The sequence below is a fragment of the Saliphagus sp. LR7 genome (assembly GCF_003344565.1).
Classification (GTDB): domain Archaea; phylum Halobacteriota; class Halobacteria; order Halobacteriales; family Natrialbaceae; genus Saliphagus; species Saliphagus infecundisoli.
On sequence record NZ_QPND01000002.1, the window covers coordinates 293,163 to 307,784 of the forward strand.

Sequence of the window (14,622 nt, forward strand, 5' to 3'; positions counted from 1 at the left end):
GCTAAGGCAAGGCGACGCCGTTCCGCGCGAGGAACTCGCCGGCACGTTTGATCTCGACGGGGCTGCCGATGATCCGGTAGTGGTCCTCGCCCTCCTCGAACACCGTCACCGTACACGCGTCGTCGAGGCCCGCCTCGAGCCCTGCCAGCGCCTCCCGGGGGAGAACGATCTGGGTGCTGTCGCGCAGCGACGACGGGTCCGGCATCGTCCGGCCCGTGCGTATCCCGGATGATATGTGTGTCGAAGTCATGTCACACGGCCGGTTTCGACCTCGACTCCGTTCGCCCGCCGAAACGACAACGGTGCGAAAGGTTTAGGGTCGGCGGGGAGACAGGGACGGACGATGAACGGAGTCTCGCGTGCCGCCTCGGTCGTCGCCCGCACGGAGTTTCGCCGGACCGTCCGTGTCGTCGCCGGCGACCGGACGAAGCTGCTGGTGCTCGGGGCCGTCGCCCTGTTCATGCTCGGTCCCGTGAGCGTGTTCGGGGTGCTCGGGCTCTCGGCGGCGGGCGAGGCCGTCGCCGCGGGGGGCGTCGGCGACCTCGGGTTTGGGACGCCGACGGAGATCGTCACCGGCGGCGCCGCCGTGCTCTGGGTCGGGGTCGCGGTCATGGCCACGATCCGGACGACGACCGCGGTCGCAGACGTCGAAAAGCCCGCGTGTCTGTTGATCTCGACGCCACTCAGGAACGCCGTCGTCGGCCTCGTCGGCGCCGAGATCGCCCTCTTCGGCGCCTGGATCGCCGTCCCGACGCTCCTGCTCTCGGGGGCCTTTGCCTACGGCGCGGGGACCGCCCTGCCGGTGCCCGCCGCGGTCGTCGTCGTCGCCGTGCTCCTCGTGACGGCCGTCCCGGTCGGCTTCGTCGTCGGCGTCTGGATCCGCCACCTGCTGACGGTCTACGAGCCGGTCGCGCGCTTCCGGACCGTCATCGGCGTCCTCGCCTTCGCCGTCTACATGGGTCTGATCGCGACGGGCTGGTTCAACAGGATCACCTCCGTGGTGTTCTCGGTGCTGGGGGACAGCCCGCTTGGCTGGCCCGGCCACCTCCTGCTCGTCGGTGTTCCGACCATCGACCCCTCGCCGGTGGCCGCGGTCGGCGCTCTCGTCGGCACCGTCCTGTTCGTCCCGGTCGCCCTCGCCGCCGGCGTCGCCTCCGCGCGGGTCCACTGGTACGCGGACCCCGCCCGGACCGAGGGCGGAGGCGGCGGGGACGAGACCGCCACGTCCCGCGAGCCCGTCGAGCGCGCGCCCGGTCGGCTCGAAAGCGCCCTCATCCCCACCGTCGGGCGGCCGGCCTGGACGGTCGCGGCGACTGCTCTTCGCCGGACCAAGCGGGCGCCGGTCCGGTTGCTGTACGTCGCCTACCCGCTGTTCGGCGTGTTCCCGCTCGCCCAGACGGTGTACTCGACGGGGACGTTTCCGTCCTATCTCGCCGTCCTTCTCTCGTTGTACGTCGTCTGGGCCGCGGGCGCGTTCGCCACTCTGAACCCACTCGGCGACCTCGGACCCGCGCTGCCGGCCGCGATGACCTCGACGGTGTCGGGACGAGCCTCGACCCGGGGACTGATCCTCGCGGGCGCGGGCGTCACCGCCCCGATCGGCCTCCTCGTCGCCCTGGCGGCGGGAGTCGCGAGCCCGCTCCCGGTCGAGCGAACGCTCCTCCTGGTCGCCGGAACCGTCGTAGGGGCGGTCCTCTCGCCCGCGCTCGCGACCGGCGTCGGCACCGCCTTCCCCCGCTTTGGCAGCGTGAAGGTAACGAACAACCGGGAGGCGGTGATGCCGAGCAAGGCCGCCTTCCTCTGTTACAGCCTCGCGATCGCCCTCCCCGCGGCGGCCGCCGCGCTCATCGCCATCGACGCCGCCGCCCTCCTCGCCAATGTTCTGACGGCGCTTCTCGCCTTCCTCCCCGTGATCGGCGAGCCGACCGTTCCCGCGGGCCTGATCGCCGCCCTCGCCTGGCTCGTCCTCGCGGTCGGGCTGGTCGCACCCCTCGCCGGCTACCGGTACGCCGTCGCCCGCTTCGACGACTACCGGATCGAGTGAGGGAGGCGGGGTCGCGCATAGAAAGGGTTTTTCGGCACGACCGGCTGGCTAGGGACAAATGGGGCTCGAGGAGGAGATCGAGGAGATCGAAACCGAGATCGAGGACACCCCCTACAACAAGTCCACGGAGTCCCACATCGGCCGGCTGAAGGCGAAGCTCGCGGAGAAAAAAGAGAAGCTGGAGAACCAGTCCTCGGCGGGCGGCGGGACGGGCTACTCCGTCGAGAAGACCGGCGACGCGACGGTCGCCCTCGTGGGCTTTCCCAGCGTCGGGAAGTCCTCGCTGCTGAACTCGCTTACGAACGCCGAGAGCGAGACGGGCGACTACGAGTTCACGACCCTGGACGTCAACCCCGGCATGCTCGCCCACCGGGGCGCGAACATCCAGTTGCTCGACGTGCCGGGGCTGATCCAGGGCGCAGCAACTGGAAAGGGCGACGGCAAGCAGGTGCTCGCGGTCGTGCGCAACGCCGACCTCGTCCTGTTCGTGCTCTCGGTGTTCGAGATCGAACAGTACGATCGCCTTCAGGAGGAGCTGTATAACATCAACATCCGGGTCGATCGCGACCCCCCGCGGGTGACCGCACGCCGAAAGCACAAGGACGGCATCCGAGTGACCTCGAGCGCCGACCAGGATCTGGATGAAACGACGATCAAGGAGGTCGCCCGCGAGTACGGCTACGTCAACGCCGATCTCAACCTCGGCGAGAAGGTGGACATCGACCGGCTCGTCGACGGCCTGATGGAGAACCGCGAGTACATCCCCTCGATCACCTGCGTCAACAAGGTCGACCTGATCGATCCCGACTACAAGGAGACGGTGGACGACCAGCTGCGCGAGCGCGGACTCGACCCCGAGGCGGTCACCTTCATCAGCGCCGAGGCAGAACGCGGCCTCGACACGCTCAAGGACCGGATCTGGGAGCACCTCGAGTTCATCCGGGTCTACATGGACAAGCCCGGTCGCGGGATCGACCGGGAGGAGCCCCTGATGCTCCGGGAGGGCGCGACCGTCGAGGACGCCATCGACAAGCTCGGCGGCGAGTTCGAGGAGCGCTTTCGGTTCGCGCGGGTTTCGGGGCCGAGCGCGACCCACGACGAACAGCAAGTGGGTGATCAGCACGTCCTGCAGGACGAGGACGTCCTGAAGCTGATCCTCCGGCGGTGACGCGCACAGGCGAGGGGAGCGCCGGTGCCGTCCGCGACCGAAAGGCGATATGGGCGTGGCGCCTCGCCGTCCTCGCGCCGCTCGTGGTGCCGCTGGTCGCCGTCCGGACGACCTCGGCGACGCTCGTCTTCCCCTGGGGGATGGTCGCGCTCGAGGGGTTCTACGTCACCACCCTCCCGGAGTACCTCTCGGCGACTGCGGGCCTCCCCCGGTACCTCCGGATGTGGCCGGTCGGAACCGCCTGTTACGTCCTCGGGGCGGTCTGGGCGGCCGGCGAGCGGCTCGGCGCCGACCCGCGGGTGGCCGCCGGCCTGTTCGCGCTCGCGGCGCTCGCCGCCGGCTGGACGGCCTGGGGGCTGGCCGCCGAACCGACACGGTCGGCGGTCCCGGTCGGCTCCGTCCTGCTGGGTGGGCTCGCGGGCTGGGCGTACCTGAACGGGCGAGAGCGGTAGTTCCCGCGCAAGGTAGCCCCGCGGAGGAGCCCGCGCGCGAAGACGGGGAGGCGGCCGGCGAGCCGTTCGACGCGGGCGGGGGCACCGGATTCGTGACGAAATTGTGCCTCAGTTGTCCCCGAGTTGTCCCGGAGTTGTATCGGAGTTCGGCCAACGGTTTTCCGGTCTGCGGCGCTTCGATTAGATGCAATGACACCGAACCAACCGAGTCGCCGCGCCGTTCTCTCCGCTGCGGGCGTTACGCTCGCGTCGGCGCTCGCCGGCTGTAGCGCGGAGAACATCGGATCGGTGACCGCGAACGGAACCGACGGCGACTCCGAAAACGAAACCGACGAATCCGGCAACGACTCCGCTCCGTCGGCCGCCGGCTCGACGGGGGGATACGCGGCGGTCTACGACGACGTGATCGGGTCGGTCGTCCTCGTTCGGGTCGGGGGCGACTCCGCGGACAGTCAGGGCTCGGGCGGCGGCCAGGGATCGGGCTGGGTGTACCGCGACGGCTACGTCGTCACCAACGCACACGTCGTCACCGACGCGACGGACGTCCAGGTGCGCTTCGCCGAGGGCGAGTGGCGCGACGGGTCGGTCGTCGGGACCGACGCCTCGAGCGATCTCGCCGTGATCGAGGTCGACGAGAAACCCGACTACGCGGAGGCGCTTTCGCTGGTCGAGAGCCAGCCCGCAGTCGGGACGGAAGTCCTCGCGATCGGGAACCCCTATGGGCTCGAGGGCTCGGTCACCTCGGGACTCGTAAGCGGCGTCAACCGGTCTATTCCGGCGCCGAACGGCTACACGATCCCCGACGGGATCCAGACCGGCGCGCCGGTCAACCCCGGCAACTCCGGCGGGCCCCTCGTCACCACGGACGGTGAGGTCGTCGGCGTGATCAACTCCGGCGGCGGCGAGAACCTCGCGTTCGCCATCTCGGCGGCCCTCGTCGACCGGGTCGTCCCGGCGCTCGTCGAGGACGGGAGCTACGACCACCCGTACCTGGGAATCGGGTTCCGGACGGTGACCCCCGAGATCGCCTCCCAGGCCGGCCTCGACGGGCCACGCGGCGTAGCGGTCGCCCGGGTCGAACCGGACGGGCCGTCCGCGGATGCCCTCCGGCAGGGCGACGTCGTCGTCGGCGTCGCGGGCCGGACGATCGACGACGGCCAGGAGCTCTCGTCGTATCTCGCCCTCGAGGCGTCGCCCGAGGAGACCGTCGAGTTGGCGGTGCGTCGCGACGGCGAGCGACGGACGGTATCGGTTACTCTCGGGGTACGACCCGAGCGGCCGGCGACGGCCTCCCGGTAGCGAGCCCGGGTCGCTCCACTTGGGCTCACGTCTGGCTCTGGTAGAACAGGACGACGATTCCCACGCCGACGAACACGTGCGGGATGAACAGGAACGGCCCGAGGTCGACCCCCGGCGAGAAGCCGAAAAGCGCCGCGACGTAGGGGTTCGACGTCAGCGCGTAGAGCAGCAAGGCGACGCTCAACACGAGCATGCTCCGCGTGTATTTGTTCGGAAGGCCCCGGTACAGCGAGACGTACGACCGGATCAGGAGGACGAGGACGATCAGGTTGAACGTCGTGACGAACAGCTGGATCCGGACGAGCGCCACCAGCAACTCCGGGGGCCCGAACGGAAACGGCGGCGTCCGCCCGAGCGTGAGCGTGGCAGCGTATCCGGCGACCGCCGCGACGGCGGCCACGATACCCGTCTTTACGAGCGCGGAGCGTTCACGTGTCATTGGTGGTGGTCTCGATGTCGGCTTGGGCGGCTATCTCCTCTAGAACGTCGACGTTGCGTTGCATTCGATCGGTCAGGAAGTACATCCGACCGTAGTTGCCGCCCTGGGTGTCGACGACGTCGTTTTCCTCGAGCACTTCGAGATGGTGCTGGACGGTCTTGTAGTTCAGATCGAGTTCCTCCGAGAGCTGATTGGTGTTCATCGGCCGATCGCCGAGCGTTCGGACGATCCGGAGGCGGTTTTTCCCGCCGCGGGAACCGCCGATCAGCCACCAGAGCACCTGCCGCATCGAGTAATCAAGGTCGGAATGGACGGAAATAGGTTCTGATGGGCGAAACGGGGTCCGCGTACCCGGGCCGCGATCGCCCGTTGACCATCACTGCCGGCCACGGCACTGGTGGGTGTCCGGCGGTCGCCGCCTCCGCTACGCTTTTGGCTCGGGGTCGCACATGACCTTCCATGCACGCGACGCTCGACCACGTGATGATGCGCGTCGAGGACTTGGAGGAATCGCTCGACTTCTATCAAGAGAACTTCGGCTACGTCGAACACGGCCGCTGGGACGCCGACACGTTCACGAACGTCCACCTCGGCCCCAAGGACAAGCCCGACGACGGCGCGACCCTCGAGCTGACCTACAACCACGACGACCGAACGTACGAGATGGGCGACGGCTGGGGCCACATCGCGGTTCGGGTCGAGGACGTCGAGGACGCCTACTACGAGCTGATGGACAACGGCGTCGAGGACTACCGCCGGCCCGAGGACAACCCCGGCTACGCGTTCGTCAAAGACCCCGACGGCCACGAGATCGAGATCGTCGAACGCGACTACGGCGAGCGCTGGTCACTGGACCACACGATGATCAGAGTCGAGGACGCGACCGAGGCGCTGGGCTACTGGACCCGAACCCTCGAGTACGAGGAGACCGGCCGCTGGGAGGCCGACTCCTTCGCGAACTACTTCATGGCTCCCGAGGATGCCTCCCGCGAGGAGATGGACCTCGAACTCACCTACAACTACGACGGGCGCAGCTACGACCTCGGGGACGCCTGGGGCCACGTCGCGGTCCGCGTCGACGACTTGGAGGAGGACTGGGAGACGCTGATGACCCGCGAGAGCGAGGACTACCGCGATCCCGAGTCGTGTGATTACAACTACGCCTTCACGAAGGACCAGGACGGCCACGAGATCGAAGTCATCGAGCGGTAAGGCGGTTTTTTGGTGCAGGTTTTTCAGCGAACGGTGGCGAGCGACGGCGAGCCGCCCGAGCGGAAACGGTGTCCCCGACCCGACGTCGAGTCCCTAAATACCCGCGAGCCGAAGCGACGGTATGGCCGAGCGACTCTATCACGTCGACGGCGAACTCCGGCCCCGAAGCGAGGCGACGGTCTCCGTCGAGGACCGGGGGTTTCGGTACGGCGACGGTGCGTTCGAGACGATGCGGGCCTACGGCGGCGCGGTCTTCGAGTGGGCGGCCCACGTCGACCGCCTCGAGGCCACCTGCGAGGCGATCGGGCTGGATCACGGCCTTTCCCGTGGGGACCTTCGAGAGCGGATCGACGAGACGCTCGCGGCGAACGACCTGCTCGACGCCTACGTCCGGCTCTCGATCACTCGCGGGGTCCAGCCAGGGAAGCTGACCCCCGGTCCCGCGGTCGATCCGACGGTCGTCGTCGTCGCCAAGCCGCTCCCGCGGGGCGGGCTCTCCGGGGAGGCGATCTGGGCCGATGACGGCCCCGCCGCCCTCGAGACGGTCCGAACTCGACGGGTTCCCGACGAGGCGATCCCGGCGGGCGCGAAGACCCACAACTACCTGAACGGGATCCTCGCCCGCCGGGAACTCCACGACGCCGACGAGGCCCTGGTTCGCGACGGTGAAGGGTACGTCGCCGAGGGCGCGACGAGCAACGTCTTCTTCGTCACCGGGGAGGGAGTACGGACGCCGACGACCGACGGTCCGGTGCTCCCGGGAATCACGCGGCGGGTGGTGATGGAACTCGCCGAGGAGGCCGAGATCCCGATCGAGGAGGGGTACTACGAGCCCGCGGCGATCCGGGAGGCCGAGGAGGTCTTCCTCACGAACACGACCTGGGAGGTTCGGCCGGTTCGGACCGTCGACGGCATCGACCGCGAGGTCGGCCCCGTCACCGAGTTGCTCGCCCGACTGTACGACGAGCGCGTCGAGACGGCCTGTTACTGACCGCCGCTGGCGTGCATCCGATAGCGGATCCCGAGGTAAACCATCACGAGGCCAAAGGCGAGCGCGAACAGGGGTTCGCCGTCGGCCAGCGCGAAGACGAACGCGACCGCGTTGAGCGCGACCCCGACGAGGTAGAACGCGCCGGCCCGGTCGACGTTCATGGCTCCTCTCCGGGTGCCACGAGCAGTTCCCGATCGACGCCGGGGAACTCGAGGACCAGATCGGGACCCAGGGCGGTCGCCGGCGTCTGATAGCCTGGATCGACCTCGCCCGCGACGACCCGTTCGGAGATGGCCGTCGCGGCCTGTGCCGTAAATCCGTACGGTTCGGAGGTCTCGACGCGTCCCCGCGCCACGTCGTCGCCGTCGGTCGCCTCGGCCCAGACGACCGCCGAGCCGGTAGCACGTTCGCGCGCGCTCGGGCCCGAGATCGCAGCGTCGATCAGTCGGTCGCCGAGCCACCTGGCAGGCCGGCTGCCGACCAGTGGAGCGAGCCGCCCCATCCGACGCATGAGCCCGATTGCGGGCGAGGGAACGGCGGCGTAGGCCGTGACGTCCTCGGCGCCGGTCGAGCGGGGCGCCGAGACGACGTCGGCCCACGGCACGGTGACGGCGCTCCGGGTGCCGTAACCCCGTCCGAACTCGATCTCGCGGACGTCGTCGGCCGCCGGAACCCGCCGCAGCCGACCCTCCCGGCGGACGACCGCGCCCTCGCCCGCCATCCGGAGGATCGTTCTGGCGGTCCCAGCCGATATCGAGGCTCCGCCGGCGATCCCGATGGTAAGCTCCTCAACCGATCCCAACTGGTCGGCGAGGAAGGCCGCGAGACAGTCCGAGGGGACGATGTCGAAGCCGGCGCCCGGAAGGAGAGCGATCCCCGCCTCACGCGCGCGGTCGTCGTTCTCGATGAGGTCCTCGAACACCCGGAGCTCGCCGGTGATGTCGAGGTAGTCGGTTCCGGCCTCGAGACAGGCCTCGACGAGCGGCCCGCAGGTATCGACGAACGGGCCGGCACAGTTGAGGACCGCGTCGAACCCCTCGAGGTACTCTACAATCCCTTCGGTCGGCCCGTCGAGCGAGAAGGCTCGACTCTCGAGACCGAGGGCGTCGGCCTGGTCCTCGAGGCGGTCGCGGTTTCGGCCCGCGAGCCTCGGCTCCCGTCCACGTCGGACGAGCCGGTGGGCGATCAGCCGGCCGGTGTAGCCGTAGGAGCCGTAGACGAGCAGGTCCATACGAGGTTCGGCGGCGCCGTCGCCGTCAACGTGTCGCTTCCGGCCGGTCCGCGGGATCACTCCGCGAGTTCGACCTCGAGGACCTCCTCTAGCTCCCGGACGAGGCCGCCGCCGACGCCGGCCTGGGTCGCCCGGCCCTGTTCGATCGCGAGCAGGTCGGATTCGGGGACCTCGAGCTCGTCGGCGAGTTCGCCGCGCTGGTAGCCCGCGTCCCGGCGGGCCTCGACGACGACCTCGCCGTAGTCCGAGACCAGGTACGGAAGCTGGTCGTCGTCGTAGTTGGTTCCCTCACGCTCCCAGTGTTCGGAGTCGCCGTCCCAGATCGGGTTCGCCTTCGCGGTGTTCCGGGCGGCGCGTTTGCGCCGCTCGGCCTCGCTGTCCTGACTGCCGCCGTGGCTCTGGCCGCCGCCCGCGCCGCCCGAGCCCGATCGCCTGCCCGAACCGCCCTCGCCGTGGGGCGCACAGTCGGGACAGACCTCGAGTTCGGCGCCGGCGACGGTCGCCGTCCGGAGCGAGCCGCTCTCGGCGCCACAGAGCTCGCAGCTGTCGCCACCGCCGCCCGACGAGGTGCCCGTCGAGTATTTCGCCATAGGGGACGTTGGGGGCTACCGCATTTGAATACACCGCTCGCGGGGGCCAAAGCGAAACCCATATCAAACAACTCCGTCTACTCGGGAATGCAGTCTTGCCGCGCGTGGGTAGCCAAGCCAGGCCAACGGCGCAGCGTTGAGGGCGCTGTCCCGTAGGGGTCCGCCGGTTCGAATCCGGTCCCACGCATTCTCTCGACGCGAGCAAATCCGCGAGCGTCGCGAATCGTACGACCGGATTCGAAGTAGAGAAGACGCGCACAGCGAAGCGACCACGTCTTCGCGTGGTTCGAATCCGGCCCCACTTTTCGTCCACCGCCGGCTCAGACCCACAGGAAGACGACGATCGCGGCGACGAGCAGTGCGATCAGCCCGAGGAACGCGGGGGTGTAGCCGACGACGCCGGCCGCGAAGCCGACGTAGGCGGGGCCGAGACTCCCGACGCCCGCGTAGATGGTCTTGAACGCGCCGAAATCCCCGCCCATGCTCTCGTCGGGAAAGCGGGTCATGAGGTGGGCCTGGATCACTGGCGGGAACGCCCAGATGCCGAGCCCGAACGAGAGGATTCCGAGGGTGATGACCGGGAGCGAGGGGCCGAGGACGAACCCGAGGAGACCGGCGATGCTCAGACAGAGCCCGCCGACGGCGACGGGGACGTGGGAGAGGCGGTCGCCGAGGTAGCCCGCCGTCGGCATCGTTATCACGGCGCCGAGAAAGAGGACGGCGAAGCCGGCGCTTGCGTACGCGGAGGGCAGGCCGCGTTCGGCCTGCAAGAAGAGCGGAAGGAAACCGATCACGGCCTGCATCGCGAAGATGCCACAGGTGTAGCCGACGACGAGCCACCGGACCTGGCGGTCGCCGAAGACGCGCCAGCCGGTTGCCAGGAGATCGAACCCGACGCAGGCGAGTTCGTAGGGTTCGTCGATCCGGCGATGGGCGAACGCCGCCGACGCCACCAGGAAGGCGACGAGCGGGGGGAACGCGAGGCGCCACCCCCCGATCGAGAGGACGGCGACGGCGCCGCCGGCGGCGACGATGGGCCCGACGAACCCCAGGGCGTCCTGGACCCCGAACGCCTGGCCGCGTCGGTCGACGAAGAGGTCGGCGAGCAGGCCACGCAGCGCGATCCAGTAGAGACCGGCGCCGAGGCCGGCCGTCGCGGCGCCCCCGAGGAGGGCGGGGTATGAGCCGGCGACCGAGAGGACCCCGAAACCGGCGGCGGCGACGAGAGCGGCGGCGACCAGGACGGTCTTGCGGGTGAGCTGGTCCGAGAGCCGTCCGCCGGGGTACATACACAGCGCGTACGCCGCCGAGAGCACGGAGATGGCGACTCCTGCCTCGAACGACGAAATCGCCAGGTCCTCGACGATCGCCGGAAGCAGCGGCGAGAGGACGTTCCGGCCGAGCTGGATCGCGAGGTAGCCCGTCGAGAGCCCGATCAGCAACCGTCCGGAGTATCCCCCGATCAGCCGCTCGCCACCCGACCGCTCGCCTGCGTGCACGAGTGGCGTTCCCGCCCCCGCTTGCATGTAGCTTCCGTTCGGCCCGATTACCGCCGGGACCGGCCCAGACAGCGCGCCGAGTCAGCGAAGACGCCGTCGACCCCGACGAGCGCGAGTGCGAGCATCTCGAGCCGGGAGTCGACCGTCCAGGCGTTGACCGCGAGCCCCCGCCGGTGGGCCCGCGGGACGATCGCCGACCGAAACGGGAGGTCGGCACGGGGGTGGACGGCGACGCAGTCGAAGCGATCGGCAACCGAACAGGTCCCCCGCGACGAGCGGGTGACGTACGCGAGTGCGACCTCATCGCCGCCGTCGGCGGCCCGGACCTCCTCGAGAACTTCGGGATCGAACGCGGAGAGCAGGACCCGCTCCCGGCCGGCGACGGCCGCGAGGGCGTCGGCCGCGAGCCCGCGTTCCTTGAGTTCGACGTTGAGGAGCACGTCGTCGGGAACGGCATCGAGGACGTCCTCGAGACGGGGGACCGTCGCCCCGTCGCCGACCTCGATCTCCCGGAGGGCGGTCCACTCCGTCTCGCCGACGGGGATGGGGTCGCCGGTGAAGCGCTCGACGTCGGCGTCGTGGACGCAGACGAGTTCGCCGGAGGCGCACCGACGGACGTCAATCTCGACCCCGTCGGCGCGGTCGGCGGCCCCGCGAACCGCCGGGACCGTGTTCTCGGGGGCGTCGGCCGCGAACCCGCGGTGGGCGAACGTCGTCAGCGATCTCGCCCGGATTCCGGCGAGGACCGCGAGCCCGGCCGCGAGCACCCCGGCGACGAGAGCGTCGGTCGCCCGTTTCCTCATGTCGTCCGGATTCCGTCCGGCGGGGCTTATCTGAATCGCAGCCGGCAAAACCCCGCCGTTGAGGTCGGATTGATGTCCGACCGGAAGGGCGGGGATACGGCGGTGTCTTCATCTGTTCAAACGCCCGAATCGGAAGGATTAGGTTGCCCTACGCCCACATATCCATCCGTCGACGCGACGGTCTCCCGTCGCGTCTCGACATCCCACAAACTGGCAGTTGACTCGGTGTTTGCCTCATCAAATAAGTAAGCCCATGGGGCGCAGACCGACACAAAATAAGCAAGTACTTCCGAGTCCTGTGCGGGATAGGAGTACCGGCGGCGTGGCACCGCCACGAGTTCGTCGGACTCGAAACCGTAAGTTCCCAACGAACCGCCCTTTTGGTGGGCGTGGCAAGCCCCTTCCTCAAGGACCGAGGTCGAAGACCGAGGGAGTAGGGAGGGGAGGATGTCACACCGCCCGGTACTCCGACGTCGGGGAGCAGGTCGAGAGAGCAATCCCTTTCTCCCGGGGCGCCAAGATCCGGTATGGCAGTCGTCCGATCCCAGGTCCCGCTCCTGACGGCGGTGTTGAGCGTCGCCTCGCTCGCGGTCGTCTTCGCTGCCGCCGGCGGACGGATCCCGCCGTCGGCGGTCCCGGGGGCACCGTCGTGGGTCCTCGAGGCGATCCCGCACGTCAACGCGGCGATCAGCCTGACGGCGATCGGGACGATCGCCGCGGGCTGGCGGGCGATCAGGGCCGGCCGGATCGACCGCCACCGGGCGGCGATGGTCGCCTCCTTTCTCCTGTTCGTGGCGTTTCTCGGGCTCTACCTCTACCGGCTGGTCGCGCTGGGGGGTCCCGCTTCCTTCCCGGGGCCGGCGGCCGTCGAGCGGTTCGTCTATCTCCCCGTGCTCGCCGTCCACATCCTGCTCGCCGTGGTCTGCATCCCACTTCTGTACTACGTCCTTCTGCTGGCGGCGACTCGCCCGGCGGCGGAGCTTCCGGCGACCCGCCACGCCGCTGTCGGGCGGGTCGCGGCGACGCTCTGGCTCGTCTCCTTCGCTCTGGGGGTCGTCGTCTACACGATGTTGTATCACGTCTACTGATCCGAACTGCCGTACATCACTGACCTGTCCGACGGCCGAGCACGCTCCCTGCCCTCCGACCCTCTCGTGGGATCGCCGAACTATAATAGGTGGGCGACGTACCGATGATCGCTCTCGATGTACCGGACGTGCCGATCGCCCTCTCCGTTCGCTCCGTGCCCGCCTGAGGTCCCGGCGGGCGGTCCGTCTCCCGATTCGGGGTGGGCCCCGTGAAACGGAGCCTCACGAGCGGGATCCTCTCGGTCGCGAGCGGGCGGGCGATCACGACGGTGCTCGGGATCCTCTCCTCGCCGTTGCTCTACCGCTGGATGGACGAGGGCGAGTACGGCGCGTACGCGACGGTGCTGGCCGCCCACTCGCTTTTCATGATCCTCGTGAGTACGGCCATCTCCGACGGCGTCCGGAAGTTCGTCGCCGAGACCCGCGAGGAGTCCGGCTGGGAGCGGTCGGTCGTCGGCTTCTACGTCCGACTGGCGACGCTTCTGGCGATCCTCGGCGCGACGGTGCTGGCGCTGCTCACCTACGTCGGCGTCTTCGACGCGCTCTGGGGCCCCGAGTTCCGGACGTACCTCTACGTTGTCGTCGGGTTGGTGATCACCTCCCAGTACTGGGAACTCGCCCGGAAGTCGCTCATGGGGCTGGGCCTCGAGCGCTACTCCGAGCCGCTGAAGGTGCTCTACAACGTCGCGTTCGTGGTCGTCGCCGTCCCCCTGGTCTACTACGGCTACGGCGTCGTCGGCGCGCTCGCGGGCCAGATCATCGCGACCGGCGTGGCCGCCGTCCTCGGGCTCGGGCTCTTGCACTCGAGGCTGTCGCTGCGCGGGGTCTTCCGGTTCGGGAACGACGGCCTCCCCAGACGCGAGATGATGGCGTTCAACTCGCTGTCGATCGTGCTCGTCTTCCTGGTGATGTCGCTGTACCATATCGACGTGATGATGCTTCAGGCGCTCGTCCCCGGGGGCCAGGTCGACCACTACAAGGCGGCGCTGGTGTTCGCCGAGTTCCTCTGGTTCGCGCCGGTGACCCTCCAGATGGTGTTCGTCCAGTCGACCTCGGAGCTGTGGTCCCAGGGGCGAGAGGCGGAGGTCTCCCGGATCGCGGCGCGGACGAGCCGGTACACCTTATTGCTGACCGCAGTGATGGCCGTCGGCATGGCGGCGCTGGCCGACGACGTCGTACCCGTCTACTGGGGCCCCGGCTCGGAGCCGGTGATCGCTCCGTTGCTCCTCTTGCTTCCCGGCGCGGTCGGGTTCGCGCTCGCGCGCCCGATCCTCGCGATCAGCCAGGGGAAAGGCGAACTCCGGTACCCGATCGCCGCGACCGGGGTCGCGGCGCTGTTGAACGCCGTGCTGAACGCCGTTCTCATCCCGCGCTACGGGATCCAGGGAGCGGCGGTCGCGACCTCGATCGGCTACGGCTCGATGGCCGTCCTCCACGTCTGGAGCGCCCGGCAGGTCGGCTTCGACCCTGCTGCCGACGCCCGGTACGTCCGCATCGCCGCCACCACCGTCGTCGCGGCGGTCCCCATCTTCTCGCTCGCCGACGCGATCTCGGCGTCGATCGCCGTCCCTCTCGTCGGCCCGGTCCCGGTCTCGGCGGCCGTCGTCCCGCCCGTCGGGCTCGCGATCTTCTTCGTCACCGCCATCGTCTTCCGGGCGCTCGAGCTGACCGAGATGCTCCGGATCCTCGCGGGGTTTCCCGACCCGATCGGATCGGCGGCACGCCCGCTGTGTCGTCGGGTCCGGGAATTCGACGGCGAGGGCGGGCTGTCTCGGTACTTCTGACTCCAGAACTTCGGCTCACGGA

Annotated in this window: 16 protein-coding genes and 1 tRNA gene; 9 read left to right on the top strand and 8 right to left on the bottom strand. The window is 69.3% G+C overall.

Going from position 1 to position 14,622, the window contains the following annotated elements:
• Window position 1: 1 nt before the first annotated feature.
• On the bottom strand, window positions 2-205 hold the full coding sequence (locus tag DVH23_RS04095; RefSeq protein WP_114576164.1) for a hypothetical protein: 204 nt from the start codon (window positions 203-205) through the stop codon (window positions 2-4).
• 138 nt (window positions 206-343) lie between these two features.
• Here DVH23_RS04095 and DVH23_RS04100 point away from each other — a divergent pair, with 138 nt between their 5' ends.
• From DVH23_RS04100 to DVH23_RS04115, 4 genes are all read left to right on the top strand, one after another.
• Window positions 344-2,044: a hypothetical protein gene (locus DVH23_RS04100; RefSeq protein ID WP_114576165.1), complete on the top strand. Its 1,701-nt coding sequence runs from the start codon at window positions 344-346 to the stop codon at window positions 2,042-2,044.
• Between the two features lie 58 nt (window positions 2,045-2,102).
• On the top strand, window positions 2,103-3,212 hold the full coding sequence (locus tag DVH23_RS04105; protein WP_114576166.1) for a GTP-binding protein: 1,110 nt from the start codon (window positions 2,103-2,105) through the stop codon (window positions 3,210-3,212).
• A complete protein-coding gene (locus DVH23_RS04110; RefSeq protein ID WP_114576167.1) occupies window positions 3,209-3,664 on the top strand; it encodes a TIGR04206 family protein in 456 nt (151 codons plus the stop codon). Before DVH23_RS04105 ends, DVH23_RS04110 begins: the two co-directional genes overlap by 4 nt.
• A gap of 189 nt (window positions 3,665-3,853) precedes the next feature.
• Window positions 3,854-4,963 (top strand): S1C family serine protease, encoded by a 1,110-nt coding sequence (locus DVH23_RS04115; RefSeq protein WP_114576168.1) that lies wholly within the window; start codon window positions 3,854-3,856, stop codon window positions 4,961-4,963.
• A 25-nt stretch (window positions 4,964-4,988) separates the two neighbouring features.
• On the opposite strand, the gene DVH23_RS04120 is transcribed toward DVH23_RS04115, so the two are convergent.
• Together DVH23_RS04120 and DVH23_RS04125 are read right to left on the bottom strand one after the other, a co-directional pair.
• The gene (locus tag DVH23_RS04120) at window positions 4,989-5,402 is read right to left on the bottom strand and encodes a hypothetical protein (protein WP_224828368.1); all 414 of its coding nucleotides are present in this window, start codon (window positions 5,400-5,402) and stop codon (window positions 4,989-4,991) included.
• Window positions 5,392-5,691, bottom strand: a complete 300-nt coding sequence (locus DVH23_RS04125; RefSeq protein WP_114576169.1) for a winged helix-turn-helix domain-containing protein — start codon at window positions 5,689-5,691, stop codon at window positions 5,392-5,394. The genes DVH23_RS04120 and DVH23_RS04125 overlap by 11 nt, the downstream gene beginning before the upstream one ends.
• A gap of 170 nt (window positions 5,692-5,861) precedes the next feature.
• Between DVH23_RS04125 and DVH23_RS04130 the strand changes: the two genes are divergently transcribed.
• Both DVH23_RS04130 and DVH23_RS04135 read left to right on the top strand, forming a co-directional pair.
• Complete coding sequence (locus DVH23_RS04130) at window positions 5,862-6,614, top strand: VOC family protein (RefSeq protein WP_114576170.1); 753 nt, start codon at window positions 5,862-5,864, stop codon at window positions 6,612-6,614.
• Between the two features lie 121 nt (window positions 6,615-6,735).
• On the top strand, window positions 6,736-7,605 hold the full coding sequence (locus DVH23_RS04135) for an aminotransferase class IV (RefSeq protein ID WP_114576171.1): 870 nt from the start codon (window positions 6,736-6,738) through the stop codon (window positions 7,603-7,605).
• On the opposite strand, the gene DVH23_RS24100 is transcribed toward DVH23_RS04135, so the two are convergent.
• From DVH23_RS24100 to DVH23_RS04145, 3 genes are read right to left on the bottom strand one after another with little or no spacing between them, the layout of a single operon-like run.
• Window positions 7,599-7,766 carry a hypothetical protein gene (locus tag DVH23_RS24100; protein WP_198667830.1) on the bottom strand — a complete coding sequence of 56 codons (168 nt, stop codon included), beginning with the start codon at window positions 7,764-7,766 and terminating at the stop codon, window positions 7,599-7,601. The genes DVH23_RS04135 and DVH23_RS24100 overlap by 7 nt on opposite strands.
• Window positions 7,763-8,836 (bottom strand): trans-acting enoyl reductase family protein, encoded by a 1,074-nt coding sequence (locus DVH23_RS04140; protein WP_114576324.1) that lies wholly within the window; start codon window positions 8,834-8,836, stop codon window positions 7,763-7,765. The genes DVH23_RS24100 and DVH23_RS04140 overlap by 4 nt, the downstream gene beginning before the upstream one ends.
• 56 nt (window positions 8,837-8,892) lie before the next feature.
• Complete coding sequence (locus DVH23_RS04145; RefSeq protein ID WP_114576172.1) at window positions 8,893-9,426, bottom strand: multiprotein-bridging factor 1 family protein; 534 nt, start codon at window positions 9,424-9,426, stop codon at window positions 8,893-8,895.
• Between the two features lie 102 nt (window positions 9,427-9,528).
• On the opposite strand from DVH23_RS04145, the gene DVH23_RS04150 reads away from it, so the two are divergent.
• Window positions 9,529-9,613, top strand: a tRNA-Leu gene (locus DVH23_RS04150).
• 133 nt (window positions 9,614-9,746) lie between these two features.
• On the opposite strand, the gene DVH23_RS04155 is transcribed toward DVH23_RS04150, so the two are convergent.
• Window positions 9,747-10,925: an MFS transporter gene (locus tag DVH23_RS04155; RefSeq protein ID WP_157972319.1), complete on the bottom strand. Its 1,179-nt coding sequence runs from the start codon at window positions 10,923-10,925 to the stop codon at window positions 9,747-9,749.
• A gap of 47 nt (window positions 10,926-10,972) precedes the next feature.
• A complete protein-coding gene (locus tag DVH23_RS04160; RefSeq protein WP_114576174.1) occupies window positions 10,973-11,728 on the bottom strand; it encodes a glycerophosphodiester phosphodiesterase in 756 nt (251 codons plus the stop codon).
• A gap of 527 nt (window positions 11,729-12,255) precedes the next feature.
• Between DVH23_RS04160 and DVH23_RS04165 the strand changes: the two genes are divergently transcribed.
• Both DVH23_RS04165 and DVH23_RS04170 read left to right on the top strand, forming a co-directional pair.
• Window positions 12,256-12,816, top strand: coding sequence for a DUF420 domain-containing protein (locus tag DVH23_RS04165; RefSeq protein WP_114576175.1), 561 nt, complete (start codon window positions 12,256-12,258; stop codon window positions 12,814-12,816).
• A gap of 209 nt (window positions 12,817-13,025) precedes the next feature.
• The gene (locus DVH23_RS04170; RefSeq protein ID WP_114576325.1) at window positions 13,026-14,600 is read left to right on the top strand and encodes a polysaccharide biosynthesis C-terminal domain-containing protein; all 1,575 of its coding nucleotides are present in this window, start codon (window positions 13,026-13,028) and stop codon (window positions 14,598-14,600) included.
• Window positions 14,601-14,622 lie beyond the last annotated feature (22 nt).

Coding starts and splice junctions, on each gene's coding strand:
- DVH23_RS04095 (WP_114576164.1), bottom strand. CDS start 205: ATGCCGGACCCGTCGTCGCTGCGCGACAGCACCCAGATCGTTCTCCCC.
- DVH23_RS04100 (WP_114576165.1), top strand. CDS start 344: ATGAACGGAGTCTCGCGTGCCGCCTCGGTCGTCGCCCGCACGGAGTTT.
- DVH23_RS04105 (WP_114576166.1), top strand. CDS start 2,103: ATGGGGCTCGAGGAGGAGATCGAGGAGATCGAAACCGAGATCGAGGAC.
- DVH23_RS04115 (WP_114576168.1), top strand. CDS start 3,854: ATGACACCGAACCAACCGAGTCGCCGCGCCGTTCTCTCCGCTGCGGGC.
- DVH23_RS04120 (WP_224828368.1), bottom strand. CDS start 5,402: ATGACACGTGAACGCTCCGCGCTCGTAAAGACGGGTATCGTGGCCGCC.
- DVH23_RS04125 (WP_114576169.1), bottom strand. CDS start 5,691: ATGCGGCAGGTGCTCTGGTGGCTGATCGGCGGTTCCCGCGGCGGGAAA.
- DVH23_RS04130 (WP_114576170.1), top strand. CDS start 5,862: ATGCACGCGACGCTCGACCACGTGATGATGCGCGTCGAGGACTTGGAG.
- DVH23_RS04135 (WP_114576171.1), top strand. CDS start 6,736: ATGGCCGAGCGACTCTATCACGTCGACGGCGAACTCCGGCCCCGAAGC.
- DVH23_RS24100 (WP_198667830.1), bottom strand. CDS start 7,766: ATGAACGTCGACCGGGCCGGCGCGTTCTACCTCGTCGGGGTCGCGCTC.
- DVH23_RS04140 (WP_114576324.1), bottom strand. CDS start 8,836: ATGGACCTGCTCGTCTACGGCTCCTACGGCTACACCGGCCGGCTGATC.
- DVH23_RS04145 (WP_114576172.1), bottom strand. CDS start 9,426: ATGGCGAAATACTCGACGGGCACCTCGTCGGGCGGCGGTGGCGACAGC.
- DVH23_RS04160 (WP_114576174.1), bottom strand. CDS start 11,728: ATGAGGAAACGGGCGACCGACGCTCTCGTCGCCGGGGTGCTCGCGGCC.
- DVH23_RS04165 (WP_114576175.1), top strand. CDS start 12,256: ATGGCAGTCGTCCGATCCCAGGTCCCGCTCCTGACGGCGGTGTTGAGC.